Origin of the sequence: Pseudomonas sp. R4-35-07, from assembly GCF_003852235.1 — a bacterium.
Classification (GTDB): domain Bacteria; phylum Pseudomonadota; class Gammaproteobacteria; order Pseudomonadales; family Pseudomonadaceae; genus Aquipseudomonas.
Map to the genome: position 1 here is coordinate 3,882,672 of NZ_CP027732.1, position 18,365 is coordinate 3,901,036.

Below are 18,365 nucleotides of genomic sequence, written 5' to 3' on the forward strand. Positions count from 1 at the left end.
GCAAAGCCGGCCGCTGTCTTCAGTGTCATGGTCGATTATTGGCCGGCGGTCGCCGGCTTTGCCCCAGGCGCTTGCCTGCTCGCAATCGGCTGCACTGTCAGCTCCACCCCCAATGCCACCATCAACTTCTGGATCGTCTCATAGCGCGTTTTGGAGCCGCCCTTAAGGGTTTTATAAAGACTCTCCCGATTAACTCCCGCCGCCTCGGCCACCTTGTTCACGCCCTGGGCCTTGGCCACCTCGGCAAGGGCCTTCATGAAGACGTGTGGGTCCTGAGACTTCATGCTCTGCGCCAGATAAGCGCTGATAGCCTGCGGATTGTCGAGGAAGCGTGAAGCTTCGTAGACGCGGGTACCGGATGTATCCAGATCGAGGATCGGCATGTCCTCCGGTTTGAATTTCGATTTGCTCATTTCATCTACCTCTCAGGGCATCGAGGATCTCTTTTGCCCGCTTGATTCCTCTTTTCTGGTCGGTTTTATCGCTTCCCCATAACATCAAGTAAGCGGTGATGCCCGTGCGTACAAAATAAATCCTGTAGCCTGGCCCGACAAAAACACGCATTTCGCTCAGGCCGTCGCCGACAGGCGCACAGTCGCCAAAATTGTTCTCTTCGGCGCGGTCGAGACGGGTCAGCACCGCTGCTTTCCCCCAAACATCCTTCATACCGTCGAGCCATGTATCAAACTCGGGCGTCCTGCCAATCGTATTGATCACAAAGCCACATGTAGCCTACTGGCTACTCCCTGTTGATGCCAGTGAATTTTTAATTGCGATGAAAGCCGCAAGCAAAACCCTAGTCCAGCACCCGCCCGAGCGGCTGATCGATACTATTAGCACCTGTTTCCCCCGCGTTTAAAGCGGCCGATCAAACAACGGCGCCCCGGCGTGGCGCCCTGATCGCCCGGTGACACAGCATAAATCCAATGTGGGAGGGGGCTTGCCCCCGATAGCGGTCTATCAGTTAAAAAATGGCTGACTGGCACACCGCAATCGGGGGCAAGCCCCCTCCCACATTTGGATCGGCGTAGGCCAACCCATGTAAAAAGTCACCTGGCTCGCATTATTCTGTCCTGACGCTCGCAGCCCGAACCGGAGACTTTCCATGAGTTCACCCAAAATCAGCACCTTCATTACCCAATGGCCCTCACTCGGCCTGATTCCCCCAACCGCCTGGCAGGTGTCCCAAGACTGCGAGAACCAGGTGCTATCCCTGCTTTCGCGCCTAGGCCCAGGCTTTCGCCGCCACGGTAACTGCGCCATCCATGAAAGCGCCATCGTCGAAGAAGGCGCAGTGCTGAAGGGCCCGATTATCATCGGCGAAGGCTCATTCGTGGCAGCGGGTGCATACCTGCGGGGAGGCGTTTATTTGGGCAGCCATTGCATCGTAGGGCCCAGTTGCGAATTGAAAAGCACCTTCATGCTGGATGGCAGCAAGTTGGCGCACTTCAATTTTGTCGGCGACTCACTGATTGGCGAAGGCGTGAATATCGAGGCCGGCGCGATCATCGCCAATTATCGTAACGAACTGAATGGAGCAGCGATCAGGATCCGCCATGCAACCGGCGTGATAGAGACAGGCGTGAACAAATTCGGTGCCTTGGTGGGCGACGGCTGCAAGATTGGCGCAAATGCAGTCATCGCTCCCGGCGCGCTATTGCTCCCCAACAGCCATGTTCCACGCCTGGGGTTGGTTGACCAGTTCGCTTACGATTGAGCTGCAGGCGGCTGAGTGCGTTGAACGGTCAGGCTTTTCAAGCTGGTATCATCCGCGCCCTCCCCCATCAGGCCAACACACATGAACCGCCAGAAAAAACTCAAGCAGCTCTTCAAGGCCAAGGCCAAAAAGGCCAGTGCCAAACTTGCGCCGAAGAGCAAAGATACATACGTCAGCAAGGCGGACCGTTTAAAGCTGGCGGCCGAGACCGGCCAGGAGTCGGTTACGCCCCCTGAGACGCTGGCTGAATAAGGCGCATCGCTGAAGGCGTGCCCGTTTCATATTTGCCCCAGATACGCCGCAGGTGGCGCGCCGAACCAAAGCCTGCGCGTTCGGCGACGGTTTCGATGTCCAGGCTCGACTCCACCAGCAGCTCGCGAGCCACGGCCAGGCGCAGACGGTGCAGGTAATCCAGCGGGCTGATGCCGACATGCTCGTGGAACAGGCGCGCCAGATGGCGGCTGCCGGTGCAGGCCAGGTCCGCCATGCGGGTGACGGTCCAGGCGTCGCAGGGGGCGGCAGCAATGGCGTCTTGTACACGATGGACTGCCGGGTGCAGGTGATTACGTCCGGCTATCCACGGCGATAACTGCGGGTCTGCGCCGCTGCGACGCAGGTACACCACCATGTCCCGTGCGACGGCGCAGGCCAGCCTTGGCCCGGCACGCTCGGCGATCAAGTGCAGCATCATATCGATACCGGCGGTGATCCCGGCGCTGCAACTGACCCGACCATCGGTGACGTACAGCCGGTTTTCCAGGACCCGGGCCTTGGGCGCGAGGGCCTGGAGGGTGGCGCACAGCGTATGGTGCGTGGTGCATTGGCGCCCGTCGAGCAGGCCGGCACGGGCGGCAGTCAGCGCACCGGCGCACACGCATATCAAACGCTCGGCAGAGGGCGCGAACACCGTCTGCAGCCACTGCACCAGGCTGTCGCTGGCGGATTCGAAGGCCTGCTGGCGTGCTTTGTCCACCTTCATGCTGGAGCCGACCAACACCACCAGGGTGCCCGGCGCCAAGCGGGTCGGCAAGGGCGCCAGACCGGTTAACGGCAAACCGATGGAGCTGTGCAGGGATTCCACCGGGCTGACGTACTGCAGCTCGAAATCCACCGCCGCCGGGTCGTCGGCCTGCGCGGCCAGGCGCAGCACTTCGGCAGGCCCCGCCAGGTCGAGCATCAGCACATTGGGCAACAGCACGAACAGCACCGGCACGCTCATGGATTCACCCCGCCAATGCCTGGGCGACGGTGACGATGCGCGCAAACCGATCCTCCAGCACCAGCTCCGTACGCTCGCGTATCTCCGCCAAGGTGTACACCCGGCCGCTGCGTGCGTGGGTCATCGGGAAGGTCAGCGTAGCCTCACTGACGAAGTCGACGTTAAAACCGCTGTCAGAAGCCTGCCGCGTGGTGGTTTCACAGCACTGTTCAGTACGAATACCACTGATGATCAATGTGGTGACGCCCATCTGCGTGAGGCGCGCGGCCAGCGATGTACCGGCGAAGGCGCTGTGGTAGTGCTTATGAATGACCAGCTGCGGATCGATCGATAACTCGCTCAATGTCTTGACGTTACCCGATGCCATCGAAAAGTGCCCTTGGTCTTCCACATGAAAGACTTGTACCACCGGGATGCCCTGCTGAACACAGCCGTCGATGAGGGCCTGCTGGTTTGCCAGGTAATCCGGCAGGTCGTTTTCGGACCAGTAGGGTGAATGACGGAAAGAATGCTGGGCATCAATCACGATCAGGGCTTTGCGGTTCATGGCGGGTCCTTTTGGCTTATGTATGGAGGCAGTGTTGCAAGCCATGGTAAAGACCCTGCCGGATGCACAACAGGCGCAAGGCGGACCGGTTCAGGACCGATTCGGACATACATACCATGCCATGACGTCGCAGCTGCCAGCCAGCCAAATATGCACCGCTCGTTCAGCAACCACTCAGGGCTACCTGAGGCCGTTCGCCGGCGAAGAAAAACGGTCGCAGGCGTACGCCCACGCTATTGCCGATAAACGCCGCCACCAGCCACAGCCAACCATGCAAGCTCCCCGAGGCAATGCCGCTGAAGTAGGCGCCAATGTTGCAGCCGTACGCCAGGCGCGAACCATACCCGAGCAGCAAGCCGCCGATGACCGCCGCGATCAACGAGCGCGCCGGGATCTTCAAGCTCGGCGCGAAACGCCCGGCCAGGCCGGCGGCCAACAGCGCGCCAAGAATAATGCCGATGTCCATGACGCTGGTGATGTCTTCCCAAACCGGTGCGGCCAGGGCCTTGGCATTGCCCGGCACCTGCCAGAACGCCCAACTGGCCACGTCCACCCCCAGCCCGCTCGCCACCTTGGCGCCCCACAGCGCGAACGCTGAAGTAATGCCCCATGGCCGCCCGGCCAAAGCCAGCGTGGCGTAGTTGAGCAAGGCCAAGCCAATCGCCCCCCACACCAACGGCCACGGCCCGCGCAGGAAGCGACGCAGCCCCCGATGTTCGCTGGTCACGCCGGCTTCAAGTTGGCCATGGCGGCGCTTCTCCAGGCGCACGGTCACCCACGCAATGAGCGCGAACACAGCCAGGCTCAGGAGCAACGCCGGCAATACGCCGAAACTTTTGACGATTGAAACAGGCGGGAACGACGGCAGGGCAAACCACCAGTCAACGTGGTGGGTGGCGATCAACGATCCGCAGATAAAAAACAGCAGAGTCACCAGCATGCGCGCATTACCGCCGCCCACGGTGAACAGGGTACCTGACGCGCACCCGCCGCCCAGCTGCATGCCGATGCCGAAGATAAACGCGCCGAATACCACCGACACCCCGGCCGGCGCCACCAGCCCGACCACCGGCTGGCCGAACAAGGTGCCCGCGCCCAGCGCCGGGAAGAACAACAAGACCGCCACCGCCAGCATCACCATCTGCGCGCGCAAGCCGGCGCCGCGCCGATCATTGATAAACACGCGCCAGGCCGAGGTAAAACCAAAGGCGGCGTGGTACAGCGTCAAGCCCAATGCGGCGCCGACGACCAGCAACAACACCTGGCGCACACCCACTGTGTTTTGCAGGAATACGGCGCCCGCCATCAGGACGATAAAGGCCACTAATGGCGCGAACGGCTTGCGCGCCCGGGTCAGGGAAAGGGAAGTGCTCATGGGGACCTCAATGTGTTTGAAGCTGGCCAGTATAAACCCAGAGCGATGGCGGGCAGGCGCGGTCGTTCTGGTACCCGCTGTTGCCGGGTCAAATTTCAAGCAAAAAAAAGCCTGCATCTCTGCAGGCTTTTCTCTATCTGGCTCCACGACCTGGACTCGAACCAGGGACCCAATGATTAACAGTCATTTGCTCTACCAACTGAGCTATCGCGGAATGCGCCGTATGTTACTGATTAAAAAGAAGAAGTCAAGCCTCCTCTGACGTGTGTCACAACGTGGCAGGATGACTGGTCGAAACCGCCTGCTCCCTGGCCAGTTCCAGCCAGGCGCGCGCAGCGGGTGGTAAGTGGGCACTGGCGCGCCAAGCCAGGGCGATATGCCAGTCAGTGTGGGGCTCGTCCAAGGGGATCAATGCGATGCCGGCGTGTTGGTGTGTGTGCGCCAGCATCCGTGGCAGGAAGGCGACGCCCAGGCCGGCGGTGACCAGGTCGACGATAAAGTCGATCTGCCCGCTACGAGCAGTCACCTTTGGCACTACGCTCTTGCGTTCGCAGGCGGCGAGGATTTTCGCGTTGAGGGCGAAACCGGCTTCGAACAAGATGAACGGCGAGTCTGCCAGGTCGGTGAAGTCGATGCGTTCGCGGCGCGCCAATGGGTGGCTGACAGGTAATACGGCGATCAACGGTTCGTTGCGTACAGGCTGGTAGTCGAAGCCTTCATCCACCGGCAGCAGCAGGGCCGCCAGGTCAACCTCCCCGGCTTCCAGGCATTCGCGCAGTTTTTTGCTGCCGTATTCGGTGAGTTCGATGTCGATGTCGGGGTAGCGCGTGCGGTAGGTGGCGAACATTGTCGCAAACAGTACGCCGCAACCTACCGGTGGCAGACCGATGCGCAGCACGCCGCGCTTGAGACCGCGCAGGTCGTTGATCTCCACCACCAGGTCATTGTGTTCGGCAAGCAGCACCAGGGCGCGGCGGTAGGTAATTTCGCCGGCGGCGGTGAGTTCGTTCTTGTGGCCAAGACGATTGAGCAGCGGTGTGCCCAACTCCTCTTCGAGGGTCTTGACCGCCTTGCTGACCGTGGACTGGGTCAGGGATACCACCTCGGCCGCCTGGGAAAAACCGCCCTGGCGCACCACTTCGACAAACGCTCGCAGGGTTCGCAGGTTCATCAGTATTCCTTTTGCGACTGGATTGCAGCGATAAAAGTTGTTTTTATCATGCCATAACTTTGCTTATCGTGGGCCACTTTGCCGAGTGGAGCCCATGCCATGATTATTTCGTCCGCCTCCGATTACCGTGCTGCCGCCAAGCGCAAGTTACCGCGCTTTCTGTTCGACTATATCGATGGCGGCGCCTATGCCGAACACACCCTGCGCGCCAATAGCTCGGACCTGGCAGAGATCAGCCTGCGCCAGCGCATCTTGCGCAATGTCGACAACCTGAGTTTGAAGACCTCGCTATTTGGCCAGGAGCTGGCCATGCCGGTCATTCTCAGCCCGGTCGGCTTGACGGGCATGTATGCACGACGCGGAGAAGTGCAAGCAGCCAAGGCGGCGGCGAACGCCGGTGTGCCCTTCTGCCTGTCGACGGTGTCGGTGTGCCCGATCGAGGAAGTCGCCTCGCAAAGCCCGCAGTCGATCTGGTTCCAGCTGTATGTGCTCAAGGATCGCGGCTTTATGCGCAATGCCTTGGAGCGGGCGCAGGCGGCAGGCGTGACGACACTGGTGTTCACCGTTGACATGCCAACCCCCGGCGCGCGTTACCGTGATGCGCATTCGGGCATGTCCGGGCCGTATGCGGCGCAACGGCGGATATTGCAGGCCGTGACTAAGCCGCAGTGGGCGTTCGATGTGGGCTTGATGGGCCGCCCCCACGACCTCGGCAATATTTCCAGGTACCTGGGCAAACCCACGCACCTGGAAGACTACATCGGCTGGCTGGCCACCAACTTCGACCCGTCGATCAGTTGGAAAGACCTGGAGTGGATCCGCGACTTCTGGAAGGGCCCGATGATCATCAAAGGCATTCTGGACCCGCAGGATGCCAAGGATGCCGTAAGTTTCGGCGCCGACGGCATCGTGGTCTCCAACCATGGCGGCCGCCAGCTCGATGGCGTGCTGTCGACCGCCAAAGCGTTGCCGCCGATTGCCGAGGCCGTTGGCGATGACCTCACCGTGCTGGTGGATTCCGGCATTCGTTCCGGGCTCGACGTGGTGCGCATGCTCGCGCTCGGCGCCAAGGCCTGCCTGCTGGGGCGCTCCGCGGTGTATGCGCTGGCCGCCGATGGCCAGCACGGCGTGGAAAACCTGCTGGAGATATTCGCCAAGGAAATGCGCGTCGCCATGACGCTGACAGGGGTCACTTCCATCGCGCAGATTGACCGTTCTACGTTGGTAACCTCCTCTTCAAACATTCAATATTAGTCAGAGAAATGACGCGACTGTTTGTCGACGGCTTTCATGAAAAATCAGTTCATTGATTTATATAGGTATTTATTAATTCAAACGATTGGCACGAATCTGGCTCTAACCCACTCACGCAGGTCAAGCGATGACAAGACGTGTGGCAGTGCCCTGGGCTTATAACCCGGCGTAAAGCGGTCTAAACTGTTTCCAATGTTTTACGGAACTGAAGGAACAGTAAGACGCTTGGCACTTGCCACTCTCATCCCGCCTGTAAGACAGTCATGTGCTTAGAGGCCGCCTACGTATGAAAACACCGACCCAGACCAACGCAATTGACTTTGACAGTGCCAAATTGCAACGCCTGGGGTTTGGTCAGCCGTCCCTTCGCCCCCATCGCCCCGCCACCCTCGGTCAGCTTCGCCAGCAACTGAACCAGCAATTGCAGACCAGCCTGGAACCGGAACGCATCCTCGGCTTGTTCTTCCGTGAAGTGCAACGCCTGGTGCCGCTGGACGCGCTGCAATACCGCTACGCGATCAGCGACCTGCGCCTGGAGTTCGGCCATCGCGGCCATCATTCGGTGAGCTACACCTTGAGCCATGAGGGCGAGCACTTGGGTGAGCTGGTGTTCCGTCGCAACCAACGCTTCCTCGAAGAGGAACTGGGCCAGCTCGAGTCCCTGCTCGCAACGTTGCTTTACCCAATGCGCAACGCCCTGCTCTACCGCGCCGCCACCCGCAGTGCCCTGCGCGATCCTTTGACCGAAACCGGCAACCGCGTGGCCATGGACCAGACCCTGCAACGGGAAATTGACATGGCTCGGCGCCATATGCACCCGCTGTCCCTGTTGATGCTGGACATCGATCACTTCAAGAAGATCAATGACACCCATGGTCATGCCGCCGGCGACAGCGTATTGCGCGCCGTGGCCGCAGCGATCAAAAGCCAGTTGCGCAACGTGGACATGGTGTTTCGATTCGGCGGGGAAGAATTTCTGATCCTGCTCTCCAACACCGGGCGCGATGCGGCGCGGATGGTCGGCGAGCGCCTGCGCCAGGCGGCACAAGCCCATGATTACTGGGTGGAGGGTACGCGGGTCGACTTGACGGTGAGCCTTGGCTGTTCGACGTTATTGGCGGCCGAGTCGGCGGAAAGCCTGCTGCGCCGGGCCGACAATGCCTTGTACGTGGCCAAGCGCGAAGGCCGCAACCGCTTGGCAATGGCGGGGTAAAACCCCGCCATCACGGGTGCATCACGCCTCGCTGGCGACGCGCGCCTGGCGCTCACGAACGAGTACGGGCGCCTTTTCTTTCTCTTGTTCCAGGCGCATGCAGCTTTCCAGGAACAGGTACATATAGTCGTAGCTCTTGCACACCGCCTGGCGCAACTCCACCTGCAGGGCCTTGCTCGGGTTCGTGCCGGCCAGTGTGCAGATGATTTCCAGGGCTTCCCAAGGGTGCGCGTCATCATACTGGGCGTGCATCTTCAGCCACTTCATCGCGCGCTTGCGTTCTTCCTCCGGGAAGGCGGCAGCATACACGCCGGTGGAACAGACCACGGCAGACCACTCGCCAGTGGCGCCCTCGATGGCGTAGTTGGTGGCGGCAATCGCAACGATCAACGAATCCGCCGAACTGGTGTGCCAACACCAATGACTCAATGCGTGCAACTCCGGTGGCACATCCTGTGCCTGCAGCTCTTCAAGACTGACGCCGTGGGCACGTGCCCAATGCACCCAATAATCGGCGTGGTTCAATTCCACGCGGATATTGCGCATCAGCCAACGACGCGCCATGTCCTCCCCCGGATGGCGGGCAAACTTGGTCTTGGTGAGGTTCTGTGCCATGTACAAGGCGAACTGCTCCACCACGGGCCAGCCACCGATCAGGTAGTGGCGCATGGTCTTGGCGCTGAGCGTGTTATCGCGCATGCGTTGGTACAGTTCGTGTTCGACAACCCGACGCTTGCTCTCGCTACAGTCCAGGATCAATTGCTGCGCCCAGGCGGGATAACTCGAGGCTTCCATAAGCGGGCCGGTTCTGTTGAAGGTGTCGATCACTGTAGGGCTCCTTTTTAAGTGTGATGTACAGACCAGCAAAGTTTCAGCGGAATGTGCCGGGCGCCTTGAATAACAGGGGCTGCGGCCGCGCAGGTCGGCATTGCAGGCTATCGAAGGTAAACAATTGCGGACGTTCAATCAGATAGCCCTGAGCGTAGTCCACGCCTATCTCAAGTAATGCCTGTTCGATCTGCGACGTTTCAACAAACTCGGCGATAGTGCGCTTACCCATCACATGGCCTATGTGATTGATCACTTCGACCATGGCGCGGTTAATCGGGTCGTCCAGCATATCCTTTACGAAACTTCCATCGATCTTCAGGAAGTCTACAGGTAAATGTTTGAGATAGGCGAACGAGGACATTCCGGCACAAAAGTCATCCAGGGAAAAATGACAACCTAACGCTTTGAGTTCATTAATAAAACGAATGGCACTGCCTAAATTGGCGATAGCGCTTGTCTCGGTTATTTCAAAACAAATCATTTCCGGAGGGATGTTGTAAGTGCCGAATTTCTCACGTAAAAAACCAAGAAAATCGTCATCGCCAATGGTTATTCCTGACAGATTAATCGCACACATGGCCATAGGTCGGCCCGGACGCTCGTGCATGCAACGCGCGATGATCTTGAAGACGTTCTCCACCACCCACCGGTCCAGGGAAGTCATCAAGCCGTAACGCTCGGCCGCCGGAATAAAACTGTCGGGCAGAATGATTCGCCCCGCCTCGTCGTGCAGCCGCAGGAGAATTTCGATGTGCCCATTGCCCGCTTCGGTATGGCCCAGAGGCGAGATTTCCTGGGAGTACAGGCAAAACCGATTCTCTTCCAACGCCATGTGCAAGCGCTGTACCCAGGCCATTTCACCAAAGCGCAGGGACAGCTCCGAGTCATCGGCGTGATACACCTGCACCCGGTTACGCCCCTTTTCCTTGGCCATGTAGCACGCCATATCGGCGGCGCGCAGGGACGTTTCCAGGGTGGTCGGGGTGTGTGAGATATGCACCAGGCCGATGCTGACGGTGGTCATGAACGGCCGGCCCTTCCACACAAAATGCAGGTTCTGCACGGTGTGACGCAGGCTCTCGGCGATCTTCTCGGCCACCGGCGCCGGGCAATTCTCCAGGAGGATGCCAAACTCATCGCCGCCCAGCCGCGCCAGGGTATCGCCTTCGCGCAAGTCCGATTGCAGCAACGCACAAATGTGCCGCAGCAACTCGTCGCCCGCAGCGTGGCCGCAGGTGTCATTGACCAGTTTGAACTGGTCCAGATCGAGAAACATCAAGGCATGGCGGCCGTTTTGCTGGCGCGCTACCTGCTGCAGCACCTGCTCCAGGCGGTATTCGAATTCACGGCGATTGGCCAGGCCGGTCAGGGCGTCATGGGTCGCCTGCCAGGACAGGTTGGCGATGTACTGGCGCTCCTGGGTCATGTCATGCAGCACCAGCACCGCGCCACTGACCTTGCCGGCGCTGCGAATCGGCGCGCCCACCAGGGTCACGGAAACGGTGCTGCCGTCCAGGCGCTGGATCAACTTGGAATGTTCACTGCCGCCACTGAGTTCGCCCTTGATGATGTGCTCGATCAGGGTGAAGCCGTCCGGCTCGGCGTTTTCATCCAGCAACTTGAACAACGCCGCCAGCGGCAGGCCCTGGGCCTGGGCCGACTGCCAGTGGGTCAACGCTTCGGCGGCGGGGTTCATGTAGGCAATCGCACCGTCCACGTCGGTGGTGATGACACCGTCGCCGATCGACTCCAGGGTAATCTGCGCCCGCTCCTTCTCCGCCTGCAGGGCATCGGCAAACGCATGACGCTGGGTCAGCAACTTGTGCGTGCGCAGCAACGCCAACACGATCAGGCCCAGGGCCGTGGCCAAGTTGGTGATCAACAACAGGCGCAGGATCATCCGCGACCCTTCACCCAAGGCATCACTGAACGCCTTGGCCGCCGGTGTCACACCTTCGTTGATGGCCGTGATGCGCGCCTTCCACAGGCGCACATCGTCAGCATTGACCCGATCAGCAGCAACGGCGCCATGCATTGCCTGGGCGAGGTCGTCCAGCTGCAACAAGTAGCCGTCGCCCACCGTCCAGAGTTCGATGGCTTTTTCCAGGTAACTGAAATGGCGGAAGTTGAGGTACAGCCAGATCAGGCTGGAGACGTCGTCCGGGTGGTTGCCACCCTTGATGATGCCCTGGCGTGCGGCGGGGATATCCGGGGTGGGACGGTCCAACGCAACGCGCAATTCATGCCCGCCCTGGGGCACGGCAATCGCTTGCTGATATTTGAGGTAAGTGGCGGCTTCGCGGTTATCGGCGTAAAGGGTCAGGTAGTAGATGGCGTCCTTCTGGCCCTTGGACCACAGACTTTCGCCAGCCACATAGCCACGCACCGCCGAGAGCACGTAGAGACTGACGCAGCCTAACAATGCCTGGAACAGCACGACGGCAATGAAGGGCCAGACAATGCCCAGCAACCGTGGCGTTCCGAGAGTCCGCTTTTGCTTCATGAAGTCCCTTGCACATGCACAGCTCAATACGCACGCGAAAATCCGCTCCCGATCGCACAACCTAAGCCAAATCACCGCACTTGTTGCAAGTGTCCATACAATTTGGCGTACAGCCCCCCGTCGGCAATCAATTGCTGATGGTCGCCATCCTCGGCGATACGCCCGCCATCGAACACCAACACCCGATCCGCCTGTTTCACCGCTGAAAGGCGGTGGGCGATGATCAGTGTAGTACGCCCGCTGAGAAACCGCGCCAGTGCCTGGTGCAGGTTGTACTCGGTGGCCGCGTCCAGAGCCGAGGTGGCTTCATCCAGGATCACCACCTTGGGCTCGGCCAGCACCATGCGCGCGATGGCCAGGCGTTGCCGCTGGCCGCCGGAAAAGCGCACGCCAGAGCGACCCACTATGCTGTCCAGGCCCAACGGCAATGCCTTGACGGTCGCCTCCAACTGGGCTATTTCCAGCGCCTGCCAGCACGCCTGATCCGTACGCTCGCGGCCCATTGTCAGGTTGGCGCGCACGGTATCGTTGAACAGTGCCGGGTGTTGCAGCACCACCGCGACGTTTTCGCGAATAGTCGCCAGGCCGATGTCCTGCTGGGTCGCGCCGCCAAAACGGATACTGCCGGCCTGGGGTGTGTAGAGGCCCAGCAACAGTTGCACCAGGGTACTTTTGCCGCCGCCGCTGGCGCCGACAATCGCCACCTTTTCCCCCGGTGCGATGGCCAGGTTCAATTGGTCGAGCACCAGGTCATCGCCGTAGCCGAAGTCCAGGCCGCGCACGTCGATGCCAACGGTTGCACGCCCGGTGAACGGATCGGTCCCCCCGGCGTACTGCGGCTCGTCGGCGCGGGCCAGCAGCTCGTTGATGCGCGTCAACGCGCCGCCTGCCGCGTAGTAGGCATATTGCAGGTTCAGCAATTGCTCCACCGGGCCGATCATGAACCACAGGTAGCTGAACACCGCCAGCATCTGGCCGATGGACAGGTCGGAAAACAGCACGGTGAGCATCGCCGCTGCGCGAAAAATGTCGATGCCGAACTGGAACAGCAAGCCACTGGCACGGCTGGACGCGTCGGTCTTCCATTGCGAGTGAATGGCGTAGTCGCGCACTTCCTGGGCACGCTGGCCCAGACGCCCGAGGAAAAAGCCCTGGCGGTTACCGGCGCGCACTTCCTGGATGGCGTCCAGGGTTTCGGTCAGCGCCTGGGTGAAGCGCGAGGTGCTGTCGTTTTCCAGTTTCTTCAAGTGTTTGACGCGCTTGCCCAACTGCACCGTGGCGTAGATCACCAGCGGGTTGAACAGCAGGATCAACAGCGCCAGTTGCCAGTGCATCCACACCAGGATGGCCGAGGTGCCAACCAGGGTCAGCATCGCCACCAGAAAGCGGCTGAGGGTTTCGCCGACGAATTTGTCCAGTGTGTCCAGGTCGGTGACCAAGTGGGTGGTCACCGTGCCGCTGCCCAGGCTTTCGTATTCGCCGAGGGAGATGCGCTTGAGCCGCTCGATCAGCCGCACGCGGATGCGGTAGACGATGTCCTTGGCCAATCGCGCAAACAGCCGCGCCTGCACCACGTTGAACACCAGCGCGCCGCAGCGCAGGGCCAGGGTGATCACCAGCATCAGGCCGATATAACCGGCGGCCTGCTGCCAGCCCAGCGGCAAGGCGTGGTTCATCACCTTGAGCGCGGCATCGCCACGGCCCAACAGCACTTCGTCGACCAACAGCGGTAACAGCAACGGGATGGGTACGCTGCACAAGGTCGCGAGCACGGCCACGCTGTTGGCGATCCACAGGGATTTCCTGTGGCGCAGGGCCAAGCGGCGAATTTCCGCCCAGGTCAGGCGGTCGGTGCGCTTGGGTTCAGGCGTGTCGGGCTGATCATGCACAGGTGGCGCGCTCCAGCCATCGCCCCAGCAATGGCGACAATTCGGACAAGGGCTGGTAGCCATTGGTCAGCAGCGCCAACTGGCCATTGCGCTCGGCCAGCAAGGTCGGGAAGCCTGCGATGCCCAGGTCCTGTACCCAGGTGAAATCGGCGGCCGTGGCGGCGTGCTGTTCGGCGCGGTCGAACTCGCCGGCAAACTCGATACGCGGAATACCGGCCTGCTCGGCCAGTTCCACCAGCACATGGGCAGAGGTGACGTCGCGGCCTTCTACATAGAACGCGTGCTGGATCAGCCCAAGCAGCTTCCAGGCGCAATCGGGCGCCAGGCTGCGCGCAGTGACGATGGCGCGGCACGCAGGCTCGGTGTCATAGACAAACCCATCGGGCAGCGCGCCTTCGCGCTTGAACGGCTGGCCGGTGGCGTCAGTCACCGCCTGCCAGTGCTCGAGGATATAGCGCCGGGTGTTCGGCTCCAGCGCCGCGCCGCTGCCGGTGCGCAAGCCACCCACCACCAGGTGCAACTCCACACCGCTCGCCCGGGCCTGCTCAACCAGCGCCTGCGCCACTGGGGAAAAGCCCCAGCACCAGGAACACATCGGGTCCATCACATAGAGCAGGCGCGCGGGCATGGTTCAAGCCTCGGAAGGGGTTTGCTTGTAGTTGAAGCCAATCGGGTGCGGCATGTTGCGGGCCTTGGCCAGTTCGATCTGCTTTTGCCGGTCGATGGCGCTGCGACGGGTTTTCTCCGGCAGCTTATCCCAGCAATGCGGGCAACTGATGCCGGCCACGTAGTGCTCGGACGCGCGGTCTTCTACGCTGACCGGTGTGCGGCAGGCATGACATTGATCGTAGTCGCCTTCGCTCAAGTCGTGGCGCACCGTCACGCGATTGTCGAAAACAAAGCAGTCGCCCTGCCACTTGGTCTCTTCCTGCGGCACTTCTTCGAGGTATTTGAGGATGCCGCCCTTGAGATGATAGACCTCGTCGAAGCCTTCACTGAGCATAAAGCTCGAGGCTTTCTCGCAGCGAATGCCACCGGTGCAGAACATGGCGACTTTCTTGTGCCTGGCCGGGTCGAAGTTGGCTTTGATGTAGTCGGGGAATTCGCGAAAACTGGTGGTTTTCGGGTCGATCGCGCCTTCAAAGGTGCCAATCGACACTTCGTAGTCGTTGCGGGTGTCGATCAACAGCACTTCGGGGTCGCTGATCAGCGCGTTCCAGTCTTTTGGATCGACGTAGGTGCCGACCTGTTTGTTCGGGTCGACGCCGTCGACGCCCAGGGTCACGATTTCTTTCTTGAGCTTGACCTTGGTGCGGTAGAACGGCTGCTCGTCGCAATACGACTCTTTGTGGTCGATGTCGTCCATGCGTGGATCGTTCTTCAGCCAGGCCATCAGGCCATCGATGCCTTCGCGGCTACCGGAAACAGTGCCGTTGATGCCTTCCTCGGCGATCAGCAACGTGCCTTTGATGCCGTTGTCGACCATCGCCTGCAACAGTGGCTCGCGCAGGGCGACGTAATCTTCAAGGGTGACGAACTTGTACAGTGCCGCCACGACGATAGGTTGGGTCATGGGTGTTCTCTCCAGGTGGCTACCCTCGTAAGGGGTGAACCGGATAAAAAAACGCGCCGGCCAGGCGGCGCGGCGCGCATTCTAGCAAAACCACGCCGCCGCCGCATCGACACACAGCCGCTGATATTGCCTCAACATCCTGGCGGCGATCGGCTTCAGCGGTGTGGGTTGCGTACGCCCTCCACTCGGTACTTCTGGCCGCCGAGGTGTTTGAACATCAAACGATAGGCACTGCGACCACGAGAAGCGGCGTAACCGTGCAAGTCAGCAGACCACAGTTGATCTCTGTGGAGATGCCAATGAACCGCGCCAAAACGACCTTCCCGCAAATGACTGAGGGTAAGGGCGATACTGCGGTCCTCGCGGCTCGACGAACTGATATCTCCAAGTACCTCGGTATTGATCTGCATCCGTGGAGCAGCGCCTCTTATCGCCCTCGGCGCCCTCATCGGCAGTTGGGCCTGCGCTTGCCGACCACCGCGTGCGCGACTGGAACCGGCAACCTGTGTCGTCGCCCCCACCTCGAACGTGCTTGCCCCCGCCGGCTGACCGCTCGCGGCAGCGGACTCACGCCCTGGTCTTCGCAGCAGTACCGCGCCATAGCCCATGCGTTTCAACTCAGGCATCGGGTTACGACTGTCCATCAGTATGCCCTCGACGCCCGCCGATTCACCCACAGGCCCCGCATAGCCATAGATGTCCCCTTCCGATGCATTGAGGTAAAGGGACATGCCTCCCTCGGCAGGGCGGCGTGCATAGGCAAAATTCACCAACCGCTCCGTTTCTTCGTGACTCAACCGCGCCCGCTGCGCCAACTTGATCGCCATCTCCGAAATATCCCTGGCGAATTGTTCCTCCACTTGTTCCGCAGCCCTTGCCACGGCCTGCGGTTGCATTTGCAGATAGGCATTCAGGCGACTGGTGCCAAACAGTACACCGCCCACCAGAGCCCCGATGGAAGCCCCCACCGTCGCATTCCCAAGCAGCGCCCCCACGCCCAGGCCCAGCAAGACCAAAAGCAGGAGGATTACAGTACCGCCCTGTATTTGGGTATTTTCCACATCGGCCGGCAGCAGCCCCATTGAATCAACGAATGTCATCGGGTTGTTGAACGCCATGAGATAGGGATTCAACTCTGCCCCGCCCCCTAGGGGGTCGGGGTTTATCCAGCGCTGTAACCAAGGGGCGTAGTAGCGGAAACCGTAGTAATACAAGCCGCTGCTGTCCCGCTCTTTGCCTGAATATCGGCGCGTCTTGTAGCGACCCTCCACCTCGCTGCGCGATGCCCACCACGCCGTCCCTCCATAGGGAAAATAACTCTCCTGGCTCAATAACTCTGCCTGTTCGCCCAACTCCAGCCCATGACTCGATTGCTGATCCGTCAGGCAAAAACGCAGGGTTGCATCGGCTGCTCCCTCATCGAGCCCCAGCTCCCATTGCAAGACCTCAACCGTGCACCGCGCCACTTCAAGACGCACAACACTCAGCCGGCGCAACGGTCGATGGCGAATTTCCAGGCCTGGCAGGTAATACACACGCGCCGTCTGCCGGCTGCCGGCGACCTGCTGGTGCGTGAGCTTGAGCGCGCGCTGGCCGTCGCCTGCGTACACATAGGCCTCCTCATCCGGGTCCCCCTCCTCTCGCAGAATCGTCGTGACCTTGGTCAACTGATTACGCACGTTCCACGCCATCGGCAGGCCACGTCCCAGCTGTTGCTGATTGCCATTGGCATCAAAACCCTGCGCCCACTCGCCAACCGGATGCTCGCTCGACAACGCACGATTACTGCCAGTTGCGACCTGCATGTCGCGGGTATAGCCGACACCACTGGACGGCACATGACGCAGCCGGGTCAGGTTGCCCCCCTCGTCATAGGCATAGTGCTGGGTATAGTTGCGCCATAAACCGGCGTCGGTCGAACCGAACGAAATACGCGCGGGCAGTGCCGGGCCGATGGCGGCGGCAGTACTTTCCCGGCCTGTGGCCTGGGTCAGTTGGTACAGCGAGTTGTACTCATAGCGATAGGAGGCAGCTACTTGCGTGTTGTGGCTCCACCTGGTCGGTTGTGCCTGATCCTGCAGGCTTGAAACATTTCCCACGGGATCATAGTCGTAGCTCAAATCCTGTAGCGGCGCCGCCCGCTCGTTTTTGCGGTACGCCATCAGCCGGCGCATACGGCCATCCTCGGCCCGATAGGTGGCCAGGCTACTCACGCCATTGCCCAGCAGGGCCGTCTCCACCTGGCCGGCGGCAGTGTAGACGTAGCCCTCTACCACGGTCTTGCGCGTACCACTCTTCAAGGTGAGGTGAATATTTTTCGCCTGCCCGTCCAGCCCATAGGCGAACTGTCGGGCATTGCCCTTGGCGTCGAGCTGTTCCACCGTGGCACCCAGGGCGTCAAACGCCCAGCGTGTGGTGTAAAGCTCAGGTTGCAGTTGCTGGTCCTGATCGGCCGGGGCAAGCGGCCAGTCAACAGTGCCCGGGGCCTCGCGAAACCGCCGGATTTGGCGCAGCACCTGCCCGGTCATCCCATAGGCGTCGAACACCTGCGTGCCCGCCGGGTCGGCATGGCGTACCAGGCGGCCACTGCGGTTAAGTGCGCGGTGCTCAGGCGTTGGCGCGGCATACACCAGGCGTTCGACACACCGGAGTCGCGCTTCGTCGGCAGTTTGTTCGAACACCGCCACCGGACGCTGCAAGGTGTCGTAGTCGTGGCGCTGATAGGCACCGCGGCCGTCCCAGGCATGCAACAGCTGTCCCGAGGGCGCCGCCAGCATCAGCCGCATGCCGGCGTCCACATCGTTGCTGCGGACCAAGCTACCAGACAGGCTGTACACCGAGGCCTGATTGGCCTCGGTCAACGGTTCGCGCGATTTAAGGGTAGAAAGGCGCGGGTCCCACTGCTCAAGCAACAGGCCGCTGGCCCCATAGACCTGACGCCTGACACGAGCCGTCGGCGCAGCCTGGGAGGTAGCGCACAGATAAGCGACGCTGCGCACGGTCAATCCACGGGGGTCGAAGGCCGCAAGCGAGGGCGTGTTTCGATGAAGTGAAGCAGACATGATCACATGAC

At 60.8% G+C, this 18,365-nt stretch carries 16 protein-coding genes and 1 tRNA gene; 4 read left to right on the plus strand and 13 right to left on the minus strand.

The genetic code is table 11. The features are described 5' to 3' along the window. Nucleotides 1-35: 35 nt before the first annotated feature. Nucleotides 36-413, minus strand: coding sequence for an addiction module antidote protein (locus C4J89_RS17685; RefSeq protein WP_124415177.1), 378 nt, complete (start codon nt 411-413; stop codon nt 36-38). A gap of 1 nt (nt 414) precedes the next feature. Continuing rightward, nucleotides 415-717 (minus strand): type II toxin-antitoxin system RelE/ParE family toxin, encoded by a 303-nt coding sequence (locus C4J89_RS17690; RefSeq protein ID WP_124363660.1) that lies wholly within the window; start codon nt 715-717, stop codon nt 415-417. 388 nt (nt 718-1,105) lie between these two features. Between C4J89_RS17690 and C4J89_RS17695 the strand changes: the two genes are divergently transcribed. Next, on the plus strand, nt 1,106-1,717 hold the full coding sequence (locus tag C4J89_RS17695; RefSeq protein WP_124415178.1) for a transferase: 612 nt from the start codon (nt 1,106-1,108) through the stop codon (nt 1,715-1,717). A gap of 81 nt (nt 1,718-1,798) precedes the next feature. Beyond that, nucleotides 1,799-1,969, plus strand: a complete 171-nt coding sequence (locus tag C4J89_RS17700; protein ID WP_124363663.1) for a DUF2986 domain-containing protein — start codon at nt 1,799-1,801, stop codon at nt 1,967-1,969. Here C4J89_RS17700 and C4J89_RS17705 read toward each other — a convergent pair. The 5 genes from C4J89_RS17705 to C4J89_RS17725 form a co-directional block, all read right to left on the minus strand. Further along, a complete protein-coding gene (locus tag C4J89_RS17705; RefSeq protein WP_124415179.1) occupies nt 1,941-2,936 on the minus strand; it encodes a GlxA family transcriptional regulator in 996 nt (331 codons plus the stop codon). The genes C4J89_RS17700 and C4J89_RS17705 overlap by 29 nt on opposite strands. Before the next feature lie 4 nt (nt 2,937-2,940). Beyond that, nucleotides 2,941-3,483 carry a cysteine hydrolase family protein gene (locus tag C4J89_RS17710; RefSeq protein ID WP_124415180.1) on the minus strand — a complete coding sequence of 181 codons (543 nt, stop codon included), beginning with the start codon at nt 3,481-3,483 and terminating at the stop codon, nt 2,941-2,943. Nucleotides 3,484-3,646: 163 nt separating this feature from the next. Further along, entirely contained in the window at nt 3,647-4,858 is a 1,212-nt protein-coding gene (locus C4J89_RS17715; RefSeq protein ID WP_124415181.1) for a YeeE/YedE family protein, read from the minus strand. A 138-nt stretch (nt 4,859-4,996) separates the two neighbouring features. Continuing rightward, a tRNA-Asn gene (locus tag C4J89_RS17720) sits at nt 4,997-5,072 on the minus strand. A gap of 54 nt (nt 5,073-5,126) precedes the next feature. Beyond that, complete coding sequence (locus C4J89_RS17725; RefSeq protein WP_124415182.1) at nt 5,127-6,029, minus strand: LysR family transcriptional regulator; 903 nt, start codon at nt 6,027-6,029, stop codon at nt 5,127-5,129. A gap of 99 nt (nt 6,030-6,128) precedes the next feature. On the opposite strand from C4J89_RS17725, the gene lldD reads away from it, so the two are divergent. Continuing rightward, on the plus strand, nt 6,129-7,283 hold the full coding sequence (lldD, locus tag C4J89_RS17730; RefSeq protein WP_124415183.1) for an FMN-dependent L-lactate dehydrogenase LldD: 1,155 nt from the start codon (nt 6,129-6,131) through the stop codon (nt 7,281-7,283). A 286-nt stretch (nt 7,284-7,569) separates the two neighbouring features. Next, nucleotides 7,570-8,496, plus strand: coding sequence for a GGDEF domain-containing protein (locus tag C4J89_RS17735; RefSeq protein ID WP_124363669.1), 927 nt, complete (start codon nt 7,570-7,572; stop codon nt 8,494-8,496). A 21-nt stretch (nt 8,497-8,517) separates the two neighbouring features. Here C4J89_RS17735 and C4J89_RS17740 read toward each other — a convergent pair whose 3' ends face one another. The 6 genes from C4J89_RS17740 to C4J89_RS17765 form a co-directional block, all read right to left on the minus strand. Continuing rightward, entirely contained in the window at nt 8,518-9,291 is a 774-nt protein-coding gene (locus C4J89_RS17740) for a TenA family transcriptional regulator (protein ID WP_372237506.1), read from the minus strand. A gap of 76 nt (nt 9,292-9,367) precedes the next feature. Further along, the gene (locus C4J89_RS17745; protein ID WP_124415185.1) at nt 9,368-11,830 is read right to left on the minus strand and encodes an EAL domain-containing protein; all 2,463 of its coding nucleotides are present in this window, start codon (nt 11,828-11,830) and stop codon (nt 9,368-9,370) included. Between the two features lie 71 nt (nt 11,831-11,901). Next, on the minus strand, nt 11,902-13,719 hold the full coding sequence (locus tag C4J89_RS17750) for an ABC transporter ATP-binding protein (protein WP_124363672.1): 1,818 nt from the start codon (nt 13,717-13,719) through the stop codon (nt 11,902-11,904). Beyond that, the gene (locus C4J89_RS17755) at nt 13,712-14,347 is read right to left on the minus strand and encodes a DsbA family protein (RefSeq protein WP_124363673.1); all 636 of its coding nucleotides are present in this window, start codon (nt 14,345-14,347) and stop codon (nt 13,712-13,714) included. The genes C4J89_RS17750 and C4J89_RS17755 overlap by 8 nt, the downstream gene beginning before the upstream one ends. A gap of 3 nt (nt 14,348-14,350) precedes the next feature. Further along, entirely contained in the window at nt 14,351-15,292 is a 942-nt protein-coding gene (locus C4J89_RS17760) for a rhodanese-related sulfurtransferase (RefSeq protein ID WP_124363674.1), read from the minus strand. Between the two features lie 155 nt (nt 15,293-15,447). Continuing rightward, nucleotides 15,448-18,354 carry an RHS repeat-associated core domain-containing protein gene (locus C4J89_RS17765; protein ID WP_124415186.1) on the minus strand — a complete coding sequence of 969 codons (2,907 nt, stop codon included), beginning with the start codon at nt 18,352-18,354 and terminating at the stop codon, nt 15,448-15,450. Between the last annotated feature and the right edge of the window lie 11 nt (nt 18,355-18,365).